This window comes from Frischella perrara, from assembly GCF_000807275.1.
In the GTDB taxonomy this organism is placed as follows: Bacteria; Pseudomonadota; Gammaproteobacteria; order Enterobacterales; family Orbaceae; genus Frischella; species Frischella perrara.
This window is the reverse complement of the sequence record NZ_CP009056.1, coordinates 1,349,988-1,369,943: the sequence shown is the minus strand read 5'-3', so window position 1 is coordinate 1,369,943 and position 19,956 is coordinate 1,349,988. Positions and strand designations below refer to the sequence as shown.

12 protein-coding genes are annotated in these 19,956 nt (G+C 32.0%); 5 read left to right on the top strand and 7 right to left on the bottom strand.

The window, feature by feature from the left end:
- The first annotated feature begins 361 nt into the window (after nucleotides 1–361).
- Entirely contained in the window at nucleotides 362–1,372 is a 1,011-nt protein-coding gene (locus FPB0191_RS05970; RefSeq protein WP_039104671.1) for an amidohydrolase family protein, read from the top strand.
- Between the two features lie 105 nt (nucleotides 1,373–1,477).
- Nucleotides 1,478–2,539: a beta/alpha barrel domain-containing protein gene (locus FPB0191_RS05965; RefSeq protein ID WP_039104669.1), complete on the top strand. Its 1,062-nt coding sequence runs from the start codon at nucleotides 1,478–1,480 to the stop codon at nucleotides 2,537–2,539.
- Between the two features lie 160 nt (nucleotides 2,540–2,699).
- On the opposite strand, the gene pbpC is transcribed toward FPB0191_RS05965, so the two are convergent.
- From pbpC to cmoA, 4 genes are all read right to left on the bottom strand, one after another.
- Nucleotides 2,700–5,057, bottom strand: coding sequence for a penicillin-binding protein 1C (gene pbpC / locus FPB0191_RS05960; RefSeq protein WP_039104667.1), 2,358 nt, complete (start codon nucleotides 5,055–5,057; stop codon nucleotides 2,700–2,702).
- Nucleotides 5,058–5,166: 109 nt separating this feature from the next.
- A complete protein-coding gene (locus FPB0191_RS05955) occupies nucleotides 5,167–11,208 on the bottom strand; it encodes an alpha-2-macroglobulin (RefSeq protein WP_039104665.1) in 6,042 nt (2,013 codons plus the stop codon).
- Between the two features lie 195 nt (nucleotides 11,209–11,403).
- Nucleotides 11,404–12,372, bottom strand: coding sequence for a tRNA 5-methoxyuridine(34)/uridine 5-oxyacetic acid(34) synthase CmoB (gene cmoB / locus FPB0191_RS05950; RefSeq protein ID WP_039104664.1), 969 nt, complete (start codon nucleotides 12,370–12,372; stop codon nucleotides 11,404–11,406).
- A 120-nt stretch (nucleotides 12,373–12,492) separates the two neighbouring features.
- Nucleotides 12,493–13,224 carry a carboxy-S-adenosyl-L-methionine synthase CmoA gene (gene cmoA, locus FPB0191_RS05945; RefSeq protein ID WP_039104662.1) on the bottom strand — a complete coding sequence of 244 codons (732 nt, stop codon included), beginning with the start codon at nucleotides 13,222–13,224 and terminating at the stop codon, nucleotides 12,493–12,495.
- Nucleotides 13,225–13,297: 73 nt separating this feature from the next.
- Between cmoA and FPB0191_RS05940 the strand changes: the two genes are divergently transcribed.
- Complete coding sequence (locus FPB0191_RS05940; protein ID WP_039104660.1) at nucleotides 13,298–14,434, top strand: metallophosphoesterase; 1,137 nt, start codon at nucleotides 13,298–13,300, stop codon at nucleotides 14,432–14,434.
- Nucleotides 14,435–14,453: 19 nt separating this feature from the next.
- Entirely contained in the window at nucleotides 14,454–15,545 is a 1,092-nt protein-coding gene (gene rnd / locus FPB0191_RS05935) for a ribonuclease D (RefSeq protein WP_039104659.1), read from the top strand.
- A gap of 45 nt (nucleotides 15,546–15,590) precedes the next feature.
- Here rnd and crcB read toward each other — a convergent pair whose 3' ends face one another.
- A complete protein-coding gene (gene crcB / locus FPB0191_RS05930) occupies nucleotides 15,591–15,965 on the bottom strand; it encodes a fluoride efflux transporter CrcB (RefSeq protein ID WP_039104657.1) in 375 nt (124 codons plus the stop codon).
- A 204-nt stretch (nucleotides 15,966–16,169) separates the two neighbouring features.
- Here crcB and FPB0191_RS05925 point away from each other — a divergent pair, with 204 nt between their 5' ends.
- A complete protein-coding gene (locus tag FPB0191_RS05925) occupies nucleotides 16,170–16,790 on the top strand; it encodes a riboflavin synthase (protein ID WP_039104655.1) in 621 nt (206 codons plus the stop codon).
- A gap of 68 nt (nucleotides 16,791–16,858) precedes the next feature.
- Here the strand turns inward: FPB0191_RS05925 and FPB0191_RS05920 are convergent, their stop codons facing one another.
- Together FPB0191_RS05920 and FPB0191_RS05915 are read right to left on the bottom strand one after the other, a co-directional pair.
- Nucleotides 16,859–18,349, bottom strand: a complete 1,491-nt coding sequence (locus FPB0191_RS05920; RefSeq protein ID WP_039104653.1) for a DUF945 family protein — start codon at nucleotides 18,347–18,349, stop codon at nucleotides 16,859–16,861.
- 272 nt (nucleotides 18,350–18,621) lie between these two features.
- Nucleotides 18,622–19,938 carry a DUF945 family protein gene (locus tag FPB0191_RS05915; protein ID WP_039104651.1) on the bottom strand — a complete coding sequence of 439 codons (1,317 nt, stop codon included), beginning with the start codon at nucleotides 19,936–19,938 and terminating at the stop codon, nucleotides 18,622–18,624.
- Nucleotides 19,939–19,956 lie beyond the last annotated feature (18 nt).

Genomic DNA, 19,956 nt, shown 5'->3' with positions numbered 1-19,956 from the left:
ATTGACTTGAAAAAATTTTCTGATCTTTTCTAAAAGATTTTTTTAAAAGTATATAGGTCAATGATTACTTTATTTATGTTATCAGAACAATGTAGTTAATTGGCTGTCTCAATTTTGATACTGTAACTTTTTCATTTATTTATATTTTTTCAAGATAAAACAGTTGCTATTCTCGTATTCTCATTTAGAATATTATTAATATTTAGCAGTTGGAATAATAACAAACAATGCTTATTTACTTATTTTTTTCATCAGCGGTTTTAAATTGCAAGCGTATTATTTCTCATTTTATCCTCCTTTTTGGAGGATTTTTTTTGACTAAAATTCAGAGATTACATTAGGGCAACAGCGAGAACAAATTATGATTAATAAAGAGATCCTTTTAGCTACTCGAGACCAAAGCTTAAAAGCATTTTTGCTAAAAAGTATTAAAGAAAACGGAGGGTGGGTTAATGCACATATGCATGCTGATCGTGCTTTTACAATAACTCGAGATAGTTTTGATGTTTATCAAAAACAAACATTAATTGAAAAATGGGACACACTGGATCGAATAAAAGCGGCCATGACCGAAGATGATTATTATCGCCATTTTAGCATGGCGGTAGAACGCATGATTGAGCAAGGTGTAAGCGCTATGGGTTCTTTTGTTGACATTGATCCTATTGCGCAAGAACGCGCAATTAAGGGTGCCTTACGAGCCAGAGAAACATATAAAAATGATATTGTTATCAAATTAGTCAATCAAACACTAAAAGGGGTAATTGATAAAGAGGCACGTTATTGGTTTGATAAAGGTGCTGATTTAGTTGATATTATCGGTGGATTACCACGCCGAGATGAACGAGATCATGGTCCGGGTATGGGATTAGTCCATTTAGATGTCTTAATGCAAACAGGAAAGAAACTGGGGAAAATGGTGCATGTGCATGTTGATCAGTTTAATTCAAGTGAAGAAATTGAAACAGAACAATTGGCTGATAAGACACTTGAACATGGCATGCATGGTAAAGTTGTTGCAATTCATAGTATTTCTATAACCGCTCACGATTTAGCGTATCGCCAAAAATTGTATAAAAAAATGAAAGAAGCAGAAATGATGGTTATTGCTTGCCCATTTGCTTGGATTGATAGTCCAAGACGTGAAGATCATGGCCCGACTCGCAACTCTCTAACACCAGTAGATGAACTATCTGCAGCAGGAATTCCTGTGGCAATTGGTACCGATAACATCAGTGATTATATGTTACCTTTCTCAACAGGGAATATGTGGGAAGAACTAAAATTATTAGTAACAGGTTGTCGTTATACCGATTTGGAAAATGTAATTAAAGTTGCTAGCCAGAATGGTCGTTTAGTACTTGGATTATAAGCATTATTAAAGAGAATGTTGGAATAAAAGTACGTATTTGATTCAAGTTTCGACACTTCTAAATAAGTAAATTACAAATATAGATTATTCTATGAAGGTTATTAAATGAAAAACAGCATACTCCCATTTTATGATCCTTTTCTAAGTTATGAGGACAATTATATACAAGGTCCATTTGGTGATTTTTCTGCTCCTCCTCAATCACCAATTTCAATGCCGAGAAATACTCATTTTGTAGATTTAGCGGTTAATTTACCCTTTGGTATACCTGCTGGTCCATTGCTTAATGCTAAATATATTAAGGCTGCATTTAGTTATGGATTTGACTTATGTGTATATAAAACAGTCCGTACTCGAGCGCATAAAAGTCATAAGTTACCTAATATTTTATCGGTTCATCCACATGAAAAATTATCGGCAAATGTTGATACAGTCTTAGCTGATCAGCAGTTTGATATGCCGATTTCAATTACTAATTCCTTTGGAGTACCCTCATTTGATCCCGATGTTTGGCAGTCGGATATGGCTGAAGCAGTAAATGCTTCAGGGGAAGGGCAATATATGATAGGGAGTTTTCAAGGTACACCGGGTAATGAAAACACTATAGAATTAGATTATGCCCGAGCAGCTCGGCTAGTAGCCGAAACAGGAGCACCTATTTTAGAAGCGAATTTAAGTTGCCCTAATGAAGGGGTTAATAAGTTATTATGCTTTGACTTTGATAAAGTTGAACGTGTAGCTAAAGAGATAAAAAATGCCGTTCCTGATAGACCGTTGTTCTTAAAATTGGCTTATTTTGCGCAAGATGATGCGGTATTGCCGTTATTAAAAAAATTAGCGGGAGTTGTTGATGGGTATAGTACGATAAATACGTTATCTGCACGTCCTGTTACGGCTAATGGTCAACCAGCATTAGGAGTAGATAGACCAATAGGTGGTGTCTGTGGTGATGCTATACGTTGGGCTGGATTGGATATGGTAGCTCGTCTTGCCCGCCTAAGAACTCATTTAGATCATCACTTTACGATAATAGGTGTGGGCGGTGTGAGTTCAGTAGAGCATTATCAAGCATTTTTAGCAGCGGGAGCTGATGCAGTAATGAGTGCAACAGGTGCAATGTGGAATCCACAATTAGCTTTTGATATTAAACGCGCTCTCAAAAGCTAATTATCGAAATCAATAAAACAAAACGCCCAAGTGGGCGTTTTAATTGATAATTTATTTTAATGTGTTTAATGATCTTGACTAATTTCAAGTTGGTAAATTATATTTCAACGTTATACATCATGTTGTTATAGCGTTACTAAGAGTATTAGTCTTGTTTTAATTAATCAATTAAGTCTACTTTTAATTTTCTGCTGTCGCTTCGCCCTAGATCATCAATTACAGATATTTTGTAAATGCCACTTTTACTAGGAACCCAATCCAGTGTATTTTCAACTGAACTACTACCAAGAAAATTTTTATCGACAAACCAATATAATTTCTTAACCTCACCATCTGCAATGGCATTTAGCACAATTTTCTCATTTTCTTTATTACTTAACCTTAATTTATAAACAACGTTTTTTAATGGTGAAGTAATTCGGGGAGGAGAACCAATATAATTTTGTGTTGTTTCACAATGTGCACTATTAGGTGGTGTTTTTTTGGGAATTCCCGCTTTAGCAAATACTTTAACTAAGTCTGAAGACCAATATTCATAAACTTCTACATGCGTATCCTTCGGATTGAAAGGAGGACAAGCAACTTTATTCGTTTTATTATCAATTACAACAGGACGATAAACTGTATCGATATTAATCGGTGATACTCCTGGTATAAACCACGTTTTACCCTTTATCTTACACCATTGTGTGACTAAATTCCCACTCGGTAAACAAATATCGACTTGCGTTAAGTTAGGTGGAATTGGGTTTTGATAACCTTTCTGATTAGGATAATAAGCAGTTATTGAATCAATAATATTGAAAAATAGGGGAGCTGCGGCATTAGCACCAACAAAAGCATTATTGCTATGCCCGTCAAAATTACCCATCCAAACAATAAGAGTATAATTATTAAATCCACCCGCTGTCCAAGCATCTCGAAATCCCCAAGATGTGCCTGTTTTCCAATATATAGGTGTTAAAGATTGCTGTTTTTTTGCTAAAATATCTTCAGTGCGAGTGTTTTTTAACAACATATCTAATGTCATGAAACTCGCTTCAGGACTCAACAAACGCTGACTTAAAGGTGGTTGGCTATCGGTATTTCTTGTCATTCTTAACGGTTGCCAAATACCTTGATTCGCTAACATTGCATATAGTGTTGCTAATTCTTGGGCTGTCACTTCACCTCCGCCAAGAACTAAAGCTAAACCATAATGATCTTCTGTGTTCATCTCGCGAATATGAGCTTGTTTTAAGAATTGATAAAATGAAGGTTTTTTTAATTTACCGGCAACATATACCGCAGGAATGTTACGACTGTGAATGAGTGCATCGGTAACAGAGATAGGACCTTTAAAATGGTGATCAAAATTCTCTGGCGTATAAAATCCAAAATCTGTTGCGACATCTTTTAATACTGTTTTAGGATGAATGATACTTTGATCCATACCTAAGGCATAGATAAAAGGTTTTAATGTTGAGCCGGGTGAACGTTTAGCATCAGTTCCGTTAACTTGTCCTTGAATGCTACGATTAAAATAATCGGCAGATCCAAGTAATGCTTTCACCTCCATTGTGTTGTTATCAACTAATAACACAGATGTGTTATGAATCCCTTTTGTTTTATTGCGTTCAATAAATGCCCTGACTTGCTGTTCAATAATTGTTTGTAGATCTATTTTTAATGTAGTTTTAATGACGTTTTGTTCAGTATTTGGTTTTTGAATTTGTTGTTGAAGTATTTGGTTGGTGAAATGGGGGGCGATGAACGGTAATTGTTCTGGTTGACGCATTATTAGTGGTAAATCAAATAGCACCGCTATATTTTCTTCGGTTTCATAATGTTCTTGCCAACGTTCAAATAATCGTTGCCTAGCATTAACTAATGCTTTTCCTGCAATGCCTTTTTCCTTGTCTATACGATAAGTAGGCGATTGAGGAAGAACTGTCAACGTTAACGCTTCGGGTAAGTTAACTCTATCAGGCGTTTTATCAAAATAAATTAACGATGCAGCACCAATACTTTCAATATTACGACCGAAAGGAGCATAATTAAGATAGGCTTCTAAAATGTCATGTTTAGAGTATTTTAACTCTAATTCAATAGCTCTAAATATTTGCAGTAATTTACCATCTATTGTTTTAGTATTGATTTTCCAATGCATACGTGCCAGTTGCATAGTGATAGTCGATGCTCCTTGTCGATTACCACCACCAATATAGGTTGCCCAAAATGCCCTAATCAAACTAACCGGATTAAATCCAACATGATAATAAAACCATTGATCCTCATGTAATAGAAGACTATTAATGATGTGTGGAGAAATTTTTTCCAGTGGTGTCCATGTTCGATATTGTTGGTCGTTTGCTAACGTTATGCGCAATAATTGGTCTTTTTCATCATACAAAATAGTGGAAAAATTTAGCGATTGGTTTAACGGTGGGTTAGGGGTTAAACGAAAGGCAATGACGATTAAAGAAAGGATAATAAGAATAACAATAATATTCCCAATATACTTAAGTTGTTTTACCATTTTATTAAGTTACACCAGTAATGATATAACACTAAAAAATTAATGTTAGTAATCATGCAATAAATACAAAATAGCAGAGGGAAGGCGTTTACCCTCTGCCAGTGGTTAATTAACGAGGTTCAATAATAATCTTATTTCCACCTTTAGATACAGCTTGAATATCTCGATCATACATTGCTTCACCATAAGCTGGAGGAACAGCGTACTCGCCAATATTGGTAGCTTTTATCTGATAATTAAATGTTTGTATATGATCATCCATAGTCGAACCATAAATAATGACGCGATCTTCTCTAACATCTGTATATTCTGGATACCAAGTATATTTACCGGTGGCAATTGGTGATATCCACTGTTCTCCAGAATCATAATTATTATCTTCACTCTCATCACTTTGTTCATCGTTTTCAGATTCGGCATGATTATTAATTGCTTTTTGTTGAACAACTTCAAAACCACCTGGTAGCATATCAACAATTGCAATGTTAGTTAATCCTTCTTTAGATAATGAACGGATTCTGACGGTTACATTAATAGTATCACCTAATTTCACCGTATCAATTTGCTTACCATCGTTATCTGTAAATTCACGGTAAATTTCAAGCCCTTTATTAATTGGTTCTTGTTGAATTGAACGATCAAAGCCTTTCTGCGATATTGAATACCATGCAGGCAAATTTTTAGCGTTGTGGAAGCTAATAGACTCTACCGAATTATTGAATTTACCTTTAGCTAACAAGTTTTTCAATTTAGCGATAGTTGCAATTTTTGCCTCTTGATCTTTAGACTTTGTTGTTACGGTTAGATCGTTTTCATCTAACTCATGAGCTTTAATTGCAGAATTATAACTATCTAAAGCCAACATAGTCATGGCAGCCGATTGCGTAGTATAGCGTTCCTCATTCAGCATTAATGTCATATTCTCAATAGCTTGAGCAGGAATGTCATTGATTTTATTATCAAAATGTTTTGCAATTAAATAGATTTTTCCAGCATCAATAACTAATGGATCATAATAATTGTGATTCCACCATGCTTTATCATAGGCTTTGGACAGATCCTTCCAAATCGGTTTTAAAAGTTTATCTGCTTGTTTGTCCATTTTCAGCATTTTGTATGATGATGCTAAATACAATGCCGTAAGATCTGTTGTCCATGATTTATAGTTATGATTTAAATCCTCAACGATTGAAGCAATCTGATTGGTTGTAATGATATTTTGTCTAGTTAGCAAATAAATTGCATAAGCTCGTAATCGTAAGTTGTAACTATCAGTTAAACTTCCAGCAGCAACTAATTTAACATATTTATTTGCATTTTCTAGTAGATCTTTTGGTATCACTAATCCAGCATCTTTTGCTTCAAGTAGGAAATGAACCGTGTAAAGTGTAATAAATGGATCAACATTATATGTTGAATACCATAAACCAATTGCACCGCCACTATTTTGACGACTTTGTAGTTTTTGCATTACTCCGTTAAATGGTATTGTTTTATCGGTGATCAAATTAAAATCAGGATATTTATTGCCAATCACCAGTGGTAAAGCACGACTAACAATCTGTTCAGAACAGAAATATTCATAATCATCTAGGTATTCGGTAAGACCTTTAACTAAGATCATTGGAGAATAAGAGACGCCAGCATTCTGTTCATTAAATTCTGGATACATTTGTCTAAACCCAGAAAAAGTTTGTGTTTTACCATCCATTCGTCCCATAATGGTTTTTATTCGATAAGGATTTACCGGACGAACAGAAGTACTGACTTGTCTTGTTATCGTTTTATCTTTATAAGTTGCAGTAAAGAGTAAATCACCACTACCTAGTTGTTCGGTTGCTTTTAAACGGAAACTTAAAGTACCTTCTTTCATTGACGCTAACTTGACGGTTTTCATTGGCTCATCTAAAACAGTTAGATGTGGCGTTGTTGTTAGCTTAACTTCAATTGGAATTTCTTCATTACCAATTTCAGTAATATTATTTGCAACTAATAAACTTATTTCAAATTCATCGTTTGGCGTGACGAAATAAGGTACATTAGGGCTTAATACAAAGTCATTACGAACTGTAGTAGCCGTTTGTGCAACGCCCATTGTTTTTTTACCGACCGTCACTGCCATCACTCTAATTTTTCCACTGAAAAACTCTGGAACTGTGTAATTCAGTTGTTTTTCACCATTAACGTCTATAATTCCTGACCAGTAGGTAACAGGTTCATCCGTCTTACGTTTAAATGGATTCAAATGAGCATCAATTTTATCATTTGCGCTAGCACTTTCTAGATCACCACCTGGTGCAGATAAAGTAAGTAGGCGTTTATATTCCGGTAAGATAAGATCTAAAATCTGATCCGTTCTTACTGATAAAGCTTTTTTACGCATAAACTCTTTAATTGGATTTTTTAACTGATAGCCAGCAACTTGTAATATACCTTCATCAACTGCGAAAACTGCGACACGTTGTTTGCTATTAGTTTTAATCGTAATTGGAATCGTATCTCCAGGTTTGATTAATTTCGGTGTTTCTAATGTTACCTTCTCTACAAATTTATCATCTGAAACCTTAAATGGAACAACACCATAACTAAGTGGGCTCATGAATATTTCTTCTGAATTTGGATCACGAACAAACTGCACATTGATATAGGCATTTCCTTCCACTTCTTTAGGTAAAGTGATTTTTTGTACTGAACTTGTCGTATCGGTTTTAAACCATTTCCAAGCATAAACCTTATCCCTTTCTATAGTGATGATTCCACTTCCGGTATAAGGTGCCGTTATTGCTATTTCTATATCTTGACCCGGTTTATATTGATTAGCGTCAATTTTTAACATTAATTCACTGTTACGATCTAATGAACGTGTTACATTTGCTGATCCTGCAACTGTATATTCGGTTTGATAAATTACTTGATTTTTGTTATTTAACAATTGAAGAATATAGTTACCCGGGGTTTGAGTTGGAATTTGATAAACAGTTCCTTTATTATCAATTTCAAAAGGGACTTGTGAAATTAATACATCTTTTTGTTTTGATTCATACTTATAAACACCTGAAGGCTGTTTAACTAACACTGAAAGATATTTTTTCTCAAGGGTAACGAGTTTGAGACTATCTAGTGTAATTTGATCTAGCGCTGGATTTATCGCTATGAGATTAAGTAAACGTTTGCTATCCCGTTTAATATAGCTTAATCGACCATCAGGTTTTGCCCCAACTAAATAATCAGATGCAGAAATCAAAATAGAATCAGTTGCTGCAACACTACGACCACTATTTGGTTCAAATACATCAGTCAAGAATTTGGCTTCATATTGACCTTCAAAGTCTTCAATATGTAAATCAATATCAGCAATTCCTTCTTCATTTGTATAATTATCTTCAAGTTCAATTTTGAAATTATTACGGTTATTACTTACTTGATAAAATTGATAATCTTCATATTTTTTAAAACTAAATCTTGTTGGTTGTAAATATAATTTACTCTCAACCCGACGGTCTTGAGCAGGGGTACCAAAAAGATTTTTCGCAGTCACTTTAGCAATTATGTCAGATTGATTAACCCATCCTTGTTTGTTTTCTGTCACTATTTGTGCTGTAACTTTAGTTTTATCTGGTTCAAATTCTCGAATAATGACAGAAGTAGAACCTAGGTAATCCCGATCATCATACTCTGAATCTTTTTTAACATTATCAATGTATAGATATACATACCATTGTCCGGTTGGAGAACTTTCTTCCGTTTTAAATGAAATCTCATTAAAACCATACTCATCAAGTTTGATTTTTTTAGTTGCAACAATATTATATTTAGCATCATAAATATCGGCTACTAACTTAATTCCATTCAATGATTTAGTCCAATCCTCTGCTTTAATTATCATTCCAATGTGGAATGTATCACCAGGTCGATAGATTCCTCTATCAGAAAATAGATGTGCATGTAGCTCTCCTCGGTCAATTGTTTCGTATTGGCCATCTACATCAAAACGAGAGTAATTAAGTTGTCTATCATGATTGCGATAACCTTTAGAAATTGGCAAAAATGACATATCTTTATCTTTTTCAATCAAGAATAACAACGGTTTAATACCTTTGTAGTAATCCGATAATGGTGCGAAATGGACATGACCAGTGTTATCGGTGATTGAAGACGTAATTTCAATACCATTGGCGCCGAGTATTGAAACTTTAGCACCGTTGACAGGTAAACCACTGTTAATAGATTGCACAAAGAGATCATAAGAGCCATCAAGTGATTTTTTATTTATAATGCCTAAATCGGTCACTAATATGAATCGAGAATTGTAATAATCGTAAGGTTCTTCACCTTTTTTTACATTATCTTTTTTGGCATAGAGATTTAATAAAAATACACCGTGATTAGCTTCGTTTTCCTTAACATCTTTGTTAAGGTATGGTGTTATATCAAAGTCAGAGTATTGAATAGCTCCTGATTTACCCTTAACATCTTTTATAATTGAATATTTTTCAACAAAATTATCACTGTTATAATATTCAAAATTCATATAACTAAAATCGCTTTCATTATCGTAGACCAAATGCTGTAATTGGGATGGGATAACACGTTTGAGTTCTAGCTTTATTTGATTAACATTACGAGAAACGACAGGAATCTTTTTATCACCTGATAGTGATAATAGGGAACCGGATGCAGCAAAATTAAGTAATTTATTATATTCACTAATTCGCATCAATTTCTCATATTTATTTTTAAATGTGTAACCACCTTCGGACGTTAAAGATGGATCAATAGTGAGAAATATTTGTTGACGTTGATCACCGTTTATTTCAAAGCTAAATTGATTTTGATAAGTTCTATTGTCGTCAGTTTCAATGTATTTAGTGGTTAATCGTTTTGATTTATCTAAAATGGCTTTATCGATAAAATATTTAGTTTTGTAGGTATTATCGATTTTATCGTAATATTCTTCACTATATTTGGCTTTTGGATCGGGTAACTGCCAGATTGACAATGCTTTCTGTAAATCTCTCGCTTTAACGTTATAATCTAAAGTAATTGTGATAATTTGACGCATTTCATTATTCGACAGTTCAACAATGGAAATATTAGTTGAATAGATACTAAGATTATATTTATTCGGTATGGAGATATCTTTCCTAGTTTCTGAGGTCGTTGGAAATCCGCCTATTGAAGATGTTACACCTTTTGCAATAGTTAATGATAAATACCTATCCATATCAGCGAATTCTAATTTATCACTTTTTATATAGGCACGTGTTTTATCTTTATTATAATCAATTGTAAAGTTTACATTTTGGACAAATTTATTTGGCTGATATTTTTCATTTGATATTTCAAATAGTGATAATTTTAATTTTTTTTCAAAGGTTGAGGGATCGACAGGATGAGAGAATTTTATTTCATAAATACCCTGTTTTTCATCAAGATCAATAGGATTTTGATAAAATTCACTACTTATAAATCCATAAGAAAAACCGTTTGTCTTGAATGTAAAAATATTATCTTTTTTTCTGATTAAATTGTTAGCATCAAGTAACTTTGAATCATCTAACTTAACCGTATAGGTTTCACCTATTGGCCATGGTTGTTCTGGTTTAAAAAGGATATTTTCATCATCATGCCAACGCCATGTACCTTTAATTTCAGGTGAAATTTGAATACCTTCAGTTATTTCCTTACCAATTTTATCTATTGGAGCGGGTGATCGTGTATGTCCAGTAAATCGGATTTTTAAATAAGATTCATTAGGATTATTATTATTAAAGGTACCTGATTCTTCAGGCGCATAATAAGAAATGCCATACGTATTAACTATTACCGGGGCTGGCTCAATAGGTTTTGGTCTATTTAAGTACCAATGGTAGGCATAATTACCACTGAAATAGGCAATAATTCCAAAAATAACAACACTACCAATAATCATACTATAATTATTGAGTCTTTTAATTGATGCTTGATAAATATCTTTAACCCGTGGATACCATTTAGGTATTGACCAATTAACTTGACCAATAATCGGGCTTATAAACCATAATATGGATCGTAATACAATTAGTAGAAAAAATGCAAAATAGATAATCGCTTCTAGACAGATACAGAAGATGCGATAGGGTAGACGGAGAATGAAACGTATTATGTCCATGGTATTCCTTATCATCTCAATTAATTATTATCAATAATAGATTTTTAATCGCAAAAAAACTTAATATATAATTTATATTAAGTTTTATTGTTTTGTGTTGTTATATTATTAGTGTGAATAATTTGATGTTACTAAAAAAAGTAAATACTTTGATAAAAGTATAAACCATAAATAAAATTAATTGAATGGCAATGATTATTTTTTAGCAATAAAAACCGCTCGCATTGGTGCTGGATAACCTTCAATGGTTTTTTGTCGGTCATGTGGGTCAAGAAAATCACTAAGCGAATCCGATGTCATCCAATCTGTTTTACGCTGTTCTTCTAAACTGGTAATGGATACATCAACTACTTTAATGTCATGGAAACCACATTTTGCGAGCCAAATTTTCATTGTTTGAATGGATGGTATAAAATAAACATTGCGCATCTGTGCATAACGTTCACCCGGCATGAGTACTTGATGCTCATCACCTTCAATGACTAACGTTTCAAGTATCAATTCACCCTTGTTTTTTAACTGATCTTTTAATTGATAAAGGTGATCCAGTGGCGAACGGCGATGATATAATACCCCCATTGAGAAAACCGTATCAAATGCTGCCAATTTTGGCATATCTTCGATTCCGATAGGAATAAAATGAGCACGTTGATCATTACCAAGTAATTTCCGGATCGCTTCAAATTGACATAAGAATAATGGCATAGGGTCAATCCCTACTGCAAGTTTTGCTCCCGCACCAATCATTCGCCAAAGATGATAACCACTATTACACCCTACATCTAAAACTGTTCTTCCTTCCAAATTAGTAATAAAAGGAATTAAGCGTTGCCATTTCCAATCTGAGCGCCATTCAGCATCAACATTAATGCCATATAGAGAAAAGGGACCTTTACGCCAAGGTGATAAATTCATTAATAAATGGCGAATTCGTTTTTGTTCACCATCGGATAAAGGGATTTGATTATTAGCCGTTACACTATGTAAAAAATCTAAATAATTGGGTTTTAACATCGGTAGATGTTCAATAATATTCAACCATTGATTATAACGATTATCAATATTATGTTTTTGCCAAGTTGCTAACTGCGCCGGTAGTGTTTCAAGCCAAGGTGCAAGTTGGTTTTTAGCAATTATTTGATAAAAATTACCAAAATCTATCATTTTGTTATTCACTTTAAATTAATTCAATTAAATTGTTAAAAAGTTTAATTATTATCACGCGTTTATATCGTATTTAGAGGATTTTTGCATTTTCCATATGTATTAACTTTTATCAGACTGCTATTTTATAGCAATCATCGAACCAAAATTAAAACATTGATACCACATATTAACATGCATAAATCCAGCTTTACTTAACCTTAGTTGATGTGTTTCAAAAGTATCTGTGATCATAACGTTTTCTAGCATACTCCGTTTTTGGCTAATTTCTAATTCGCTATAGCCATTGGCACGTTTAAAATCGTAATGCATTTCAAATAATAATTCGTCAATAATGTTATCAGCGAAACTGAATTTTTCTGATAAGACTAAAATACCTCCAGGTTGTAAGGCTTGATAAACTTTATTAATTAATAATTGACGATTTTCAGGTGTTAAAAATTGTAAGGTAAAATTTAGAACAATCATTGAGGCATTGTGCATTTCTATTTCATTAATATCAGCACAAATCACTTCTACAGGCGTAATACCTTTATAAGCTCTTAAATGTGTTTTACAACGTTCAATCATAGCTGGAGAATTATCAATAGCAAAAATAGTACAATTATTGTGTACAATGTTCCGGCGAATGGAAAGTGTAGCTGCGCCAAGTGAACAACCTAGATCATAAATATTGGAACTAGGGGTGATAAATCGCTTGGCTAACATACCAATCATAGCTAGTATATTAGAATAACCTGGTACTGAACGCTTAATCATATCTGGAAAAACTTCTGCGACTTTTTCATCAAAAGTCCAATCACCTAATTGCTCAATTGGTGAAGAAAAAAGGGAATCTTTTTTATTTTTCATTACTTAATAATACTAAATACTTATAAATTTCTGATATGATAACATTAATATTGCTTTTATAGATGTAAAATTTATGGAATGGAATTTAATTGTTGAATTATGTGGTAGCCTTTTTATTGCTTTGTATTTAGGTTTTAGATCAATCAATCTTTTTAATTTGCAGTATTTTGGTTATGTTAACACTATTGCTAAAAAACTATATTGGTTCATTCTTTTAATCGGCTCGTTTTCCTTTATAGGATGTATGCTATTAAGGGATTTGTCTGATTATTGGTTACCGATGATTGGTTATATAGTCTTTTCCATTATAATCTGTTTTTTTTACGGAATCATTGTTGTAGATATTATTCGATTTATTCTAAAACAAAGCACTAAAAATAGTATTGTATTGCAAGGATTCTATATATTTTTCTCTTTTTGTCTATTTTTCGTTGGATTATATTGTGCAAGTTTTCCAAGGATTGTAACTTATCAAGTTGATATTAATAAACCAGCTGAAGTAGAACAATTAAAAATTGTTCAGGTTTCTGATATTCATTTAAGTGAAATCACTGCAAAACAGTTCATCCAAACTATGGTTAGTAATATAAATAAACTGAAACCGGACTATGTATTTATTACTGGTGATACATTAGATAATAAGCTACAACCTTATCTTGAAAAAAATCTGGCCGAAGATTTTAGTAAAATTAAATCAACTTATGGCACAATTATTATTTTTGGTAACCATGAACATTATGGGATCGAACGAGATCATTATAATACGACAGAAGATGTTATTACTGCTTTCAAAGCAGGTAATATGAAAGTTCTTCATGATGATGTTTTTTATGATAGTCGAACCGGTATTTATATTATCGGTCGTGATGATGAATCTGTTCAGCGTATGGATTTGCCATTTCTAATGAATTTTGTCGAAAAGGATAAACCTATTATATTGTTAGATCACCGCCCGAGTGATTTAGTTGAGCCTGAGAAGGTTGGGATTGATGTAATGTTTGCGGGTCACACACATGGCGGGCAATTATTTCCTATGACACTTGTGGTTAAACAACAATATACTAATGCTTGGGGGATTTATCACCCGAAAGGTAATGACAGTTTTACCAGTATTGTTACTAGCGGGTATGGTCTATGGGGACCACCGATACGATTAATGTCTCGGGCTGAAATTGTTGTTGCTGAACTACATTTTAAAAAACATATGTGATAATTATTAAGGAATAATTTTGTCTTATCAATTCATTAATAGCGATGTCGCTTTAAAAGAATTTTGTACACATTTACAAATATCAAATGGTTTGGCATTAGATACGGAATTTATGCGAACCAAAACTTTTTATCCGAGCTTAGCGTTACTACAGGTATATGATGGTATAAATCTAGCGCTTATTGATCCTTTATTAATTGAAGATTGGCAACCTTTCGTCGATATATTGAAAAACAACAAAATTGAAAAGTATTTTCATGCGTGTAGTGAAGATATTGAAGTATTTATACGTCACTTTGATTGTGTGCCTGAAAATATACTTGATAGTCAAATTTTGGCATCTTTTCTAGATAACCCACTTAGTTCGGGTTATGCAACATTAATAGACAAATATCTATCAATTAAATTGGATAAAAGTGAAACTCGCACTGATTGGTTACAACGTCCATTGACAGATAGACAATGTCTTTATGCGGCGAATGATGTGTTATATCTTTTACCATTAATGCATAAATTAAAATCGTTACTTTTTGATAATGGTTTTTTAAATGCAGCCTATGAGGAATGCCTTAATGCAGTAAAACGTCGTAGCCAATCACCTCAAGCTGATGAGGCTTATTTACAAATCAAAAATGCTTGGCAACTGCGCCCCATACAATTAGGCTATTTGAAAAAACTAGCAAGTTGGCGTTTTGAATATGCTAAAACTCATGATATGGCACTTAATTTTGTAATTCATCAAGATATACTTTGGTCTTTAGCGCGTTATCAGCCAAAATCATTAAGTGAATTATCAGCTTTAGGTATGAATGGCAAACAATTACGTTTATTTGGTGATACGCTTTTATCTATCCTCAAAAAAGCGAGTGAACCAGTAGCGCAGATCAAGCGCATGACTGATTATCCTGATTATAAAAAATGGTCAACGCTCATCAAAGAAGCTGCTGAAGAGATCTCAATGAAAACAGGTTTAAATAGTGAGCTTTTAGTGAGTAAACGACATATTGAACAATTTTTAAGATGGCATAATCATGATATGACTGAGCAGCCCGAAATCTTAACAGGCTGGCGTGGTAAGTTATTTAAAAGAATATTAATTAAGGATGAATGATTAAAACACGTTAATGAGCACACTTAACGGTGCTCATAGCTATTTTTATTTTAAGTATTGAAAGGTTATGATACCTAATATTGTCATTAATAATGAGCCCATAACATGAATAAAAATAGTTGAACAACCTAAAGCAATTTGCCCACGCTGAAAAAATGAAATTACTTCGACTGAAAAGGTGGAAAATGTTGAAAGTCCACCACAGAACCCCGTCATAATGAATAAACGCCATTCAGATGAAATATTAGGATTATGGGAAAAAAACATCATCGCAAAACCTATAATGTAGCCAGCAATAAGATTCGATAATAAAGTACCAAAAGGGATTGTTATCAATGTGTTAAAACGTATTGATAATAACCAACGTAATAAACCTCCCATACTTGAACCAAGTATTATGGCAAACATAGTTTTTAACATAGACATTTCCTAATCTTTTAACCAACTAGTTGAAGTTTTTATTATAAATGAGTTAATCATGATAAAGATATCATTAAATAATACCTGTTAAAAAGATGATGGTTATTAACATGTTGATGATAGGTTAAAACTGAAAGAAAAAAATAAATAAAAAGTGCTAAAATAGCGCTTACACTTAAATAGCATAGTTCAGGATTATATTGTATGTTTACTGGAATTGTTCAGGGCGTAGGAAAAATAATACAGATTATAGATAAAGACAAATTGCGGAGTTTTAAAATAGAATTGCCTAAACACCTAATGCAAAACTTACAAATAGGTGCTTCAATCGCTAATGACGGTTGTTGCTTAACATTAACGGGGTTTGGTGATAATTGGGTACTATTTGACATTATGCAAGAGACTTTATCTATAACTACACTCGGAGATAAAAAAGTCGGAGATTATATTAATATTGAGCGTAGTGCTAAATATGGTGATGAAGTAGGGGGGCATATTATGTCCGGTCATGTTGCTTGTACTGCAAAGATTACTCAAATTATAAAGACAGAAACAAATTGTACGATGGTCATTGAAATACCATCGCTTTTTCAGAAATATATTTTATATAAAGGGTTTATTGGTATTGATGGAGCAAGCTTAACGATTGGCAAAATAAATGATAATCAATTTTCAATTCATCTAATTCCCGAAACATTAGCCATAACTACACTTAAAGATAAAAAAGAAGGTGATAAAGTCAATATTGAAATAGATAGTCAAACACAAGCTATTGTTGATACTGTCGAAAGAGTAATGGCTATGAAAGAAGGAAAATTGGATTAGTTTTTTAATTTCTTTGTTTATGCTACTTTAGCAAAATATTCTAAGGTAGCATAAAAAAGATTAAGGTATTATTCCTCATAAACCTTATCAACTTCAGGAATATTAATATAATAGCTAAAGAATAAATCTTTATCAAAATTATCAACTACACGTTGGGTATAATCATAATCGATTGATTTACCATTAATTATCATTTTGTTATCCTCTAATGAGATAATGATATTAGATTCAATACTATTATTATCTTCGTTGATAACAAAGAATGGATAAAAAGTGTAATCATCATAAGTATATGATTCACGGATTGTTAACCAATTACTAGCAATTTGACGTTTTGGATCTATGAATAAATCAGGAAAGCTGATTATTTGATGCTTGTTTTGAAACTGAGAAGACAATAATGCTAAAGCTTTAGCAGGCAAACTGACATGTGTCTCAATATTGAGTTCATTGAATTCATTTTCTGAAAAAATATCAGAAGGATCGTAATAAAGGTCACTTTTCATAAAATATTTATTTTTATACTGTGCTTTAAGTGTACCTTGAGATGTCTCTAAGGAAATATTTTCAATATCTAATTCCATATTTTCAAATAAATCTCTACTATCTTTTGCATGATAAGATAGTTTTGTATTGAACTTACCTAGGTTTTGCTCACTATAGGTAATGCTTCCAATATCGAAATTAATGGTTCCTGTGCTGTTTATAGTATCTTGATTAGTCAGTAATAAAATATCTTTGAAACGAACGCTCGTTTCAGATTTATCCGTTATACTGAATTCATTAGTTTGCATCTTGGCAGTGGCAGAAAAATTCTTTTTTATGAAATCATAATTTACATTGCTCTGTAAATTAAAATTATCCAGTTTAAAGATTATGTCAAAATAGGGACTATAAACTGTAAAATCAATATTTTTAATAATGAAATCTGAGTGTTGATTAAATAAGTCACCATCAGTTGATTGGTCTAAAATAACTTTGTTGGCACTGACGGTTAAAGAATAATCTCGGTTTTTGATGTTGATGGGAGGGGTTTCTATAATGACATGACTATTATCATTAAGATCAAAATTAGCCTCTAATGTTAATAAAGGCTTATTATCAATCGCTTTTTGTATAAATTTAGGTGTTTTAGTTAATTGATAAGTTAGTAAAGCCTGTTTAGGGATCAGATCACCCTTTAAAATGCTAAAAATAGGAAATGGACCATGATAGATAGTTAAATAATCGCTAAATCTTGCCAGCTCTTCATATGAATAAGGTTCTTTAGAGTCAAGTAACTTAATTTCCTTTTGTGTTAATCCATAATTATCTATTAGAACAATTTCTATTTTCAAATCGCTGCTAAAAATATTTTGTTCATATTCACTAATAACTAATTGGATTTCTTTATCATAAAACAAATCATTGTCTGCTAAAATATCATTTAATCTTTGTTGTACAAGGGGTAATGTTTCATAAACGGTATGTTTAATTTTAGAACCAAAATACCATGAACTCCCTGTATAACTAATTGCTAATATTCCTACTATTCCAACGATTAATGCACTTTTCTTCATTATTTTTAATCCTTAAAAGTTGCTTATTTTTCGTATTGAATATTTTATAAAATTGATAATTTAACAAAATGATGTAATTTAATAATTATATATATTGTTTTTTTCAATTATACGATGGCTATTTATACTATCAAACCTTATCTTAACTTTCTAACGTTATTGAACAAAAAAGAAAATAAAATCCTTTAGAATAAGTAGAGTTTCATAAATAAAGAAATTATTTATTTCTAATAGATTTTATTTTCACATTATCCTTATTATTTGTTTATATTTTAGAAACCAAATTCTAACGGATCGTAGGATTTACCATTAATTTCTAGTTTATTTTCTCTTGGTGAATAATATATGCTACTAGAGATAACATTTTTAGAAAAATCATTTTCATCGTTTTTAATAACAATAAATGGCGTTCTTGCTGTCATCATACTAATAAACGGTATCGTTTGATAAGTGGCTTGATCAATGTCTTCTTGTGAAATTGTTGTTTTTTCACTATTTTGGCATCTAGCGATTATTGAAAATAGTGCGTTGTAAGGTAATTCAATACGAGTTTGTAAAAATTCATAATTATTAAAGGAACCGAAAGAGAATGGATTTTTAAACAAGTTATCAGTCTTCATCTTCATATTAATGTCAGCTTCAAGTGAACCATGCATTGTTTCAAATGAAAGTTGATTAGTTTTTAGTGTATATTCACTAGTATTATTGAAGTCATAGACAAATCCTAAATCCATATTTGCTTTAAATTTACCTAAATTTTGTTTATTAAAATATATACTATCAATTAAAAGCGATGAATTACTCGAAATATTATTATTATTTTGCAATGAATCCTGATTAATAGATAATCCATTAATTTTGAATGTTTTTTCAACTTCATACTCATCATCAGAAATAGATAGAGAACCAAGATTTAATACTAATTTCCCCACAATTTTCATATTATCCGAATTTTGTTTAGAATCGCTAATTAATGATAAGTCTTTGAGTTCTATTTTTTTATTATTTTTAATTAATGTGAAATTATTTATTGACAGATTTGTTTGTAATAAATCTGTAGTGGAATCATAATTTATTATCATTTTGTTAGCACTTAGATCAATAGAATTTGAATCTTCAAATTTATGAATTGCCGCATTTTTTAACACGATTTTATTAGTATTATCAAAATATCTTGTTAAAGAAAGATTAATGAAAGGTTTATTTCCTGCCATTTCCCATAAATCTTCATTATATTTTTTATCTAAATCATAGGTAATCACGGCAAGTTTAGGATAAAAATCACCTTCGGTAAAACTATATAGTGGGAATGGTCCATGATGTATTTTAATTATATCATCAAAATTCATATCATTATAATCAGCAAATTCTACTTTAAGACGAACTGTACTAGAAAATATCCCTTTTTGATAATCGCTTAATTCAGCATAAACATGTGAATCTGGATATTCTGCTCTTATTTTAGCTAAAACATTTTTTAAATTCGTATCAATTCCAGCTTCAATTTGATTGCCAACTTGCCATGAAGCTATGGTATAGGTACCGCCAACTACAAGTAGGATTCCTGCTAGTAATAATTTTTTTTTCATTAATTTATTTCCTCTTTT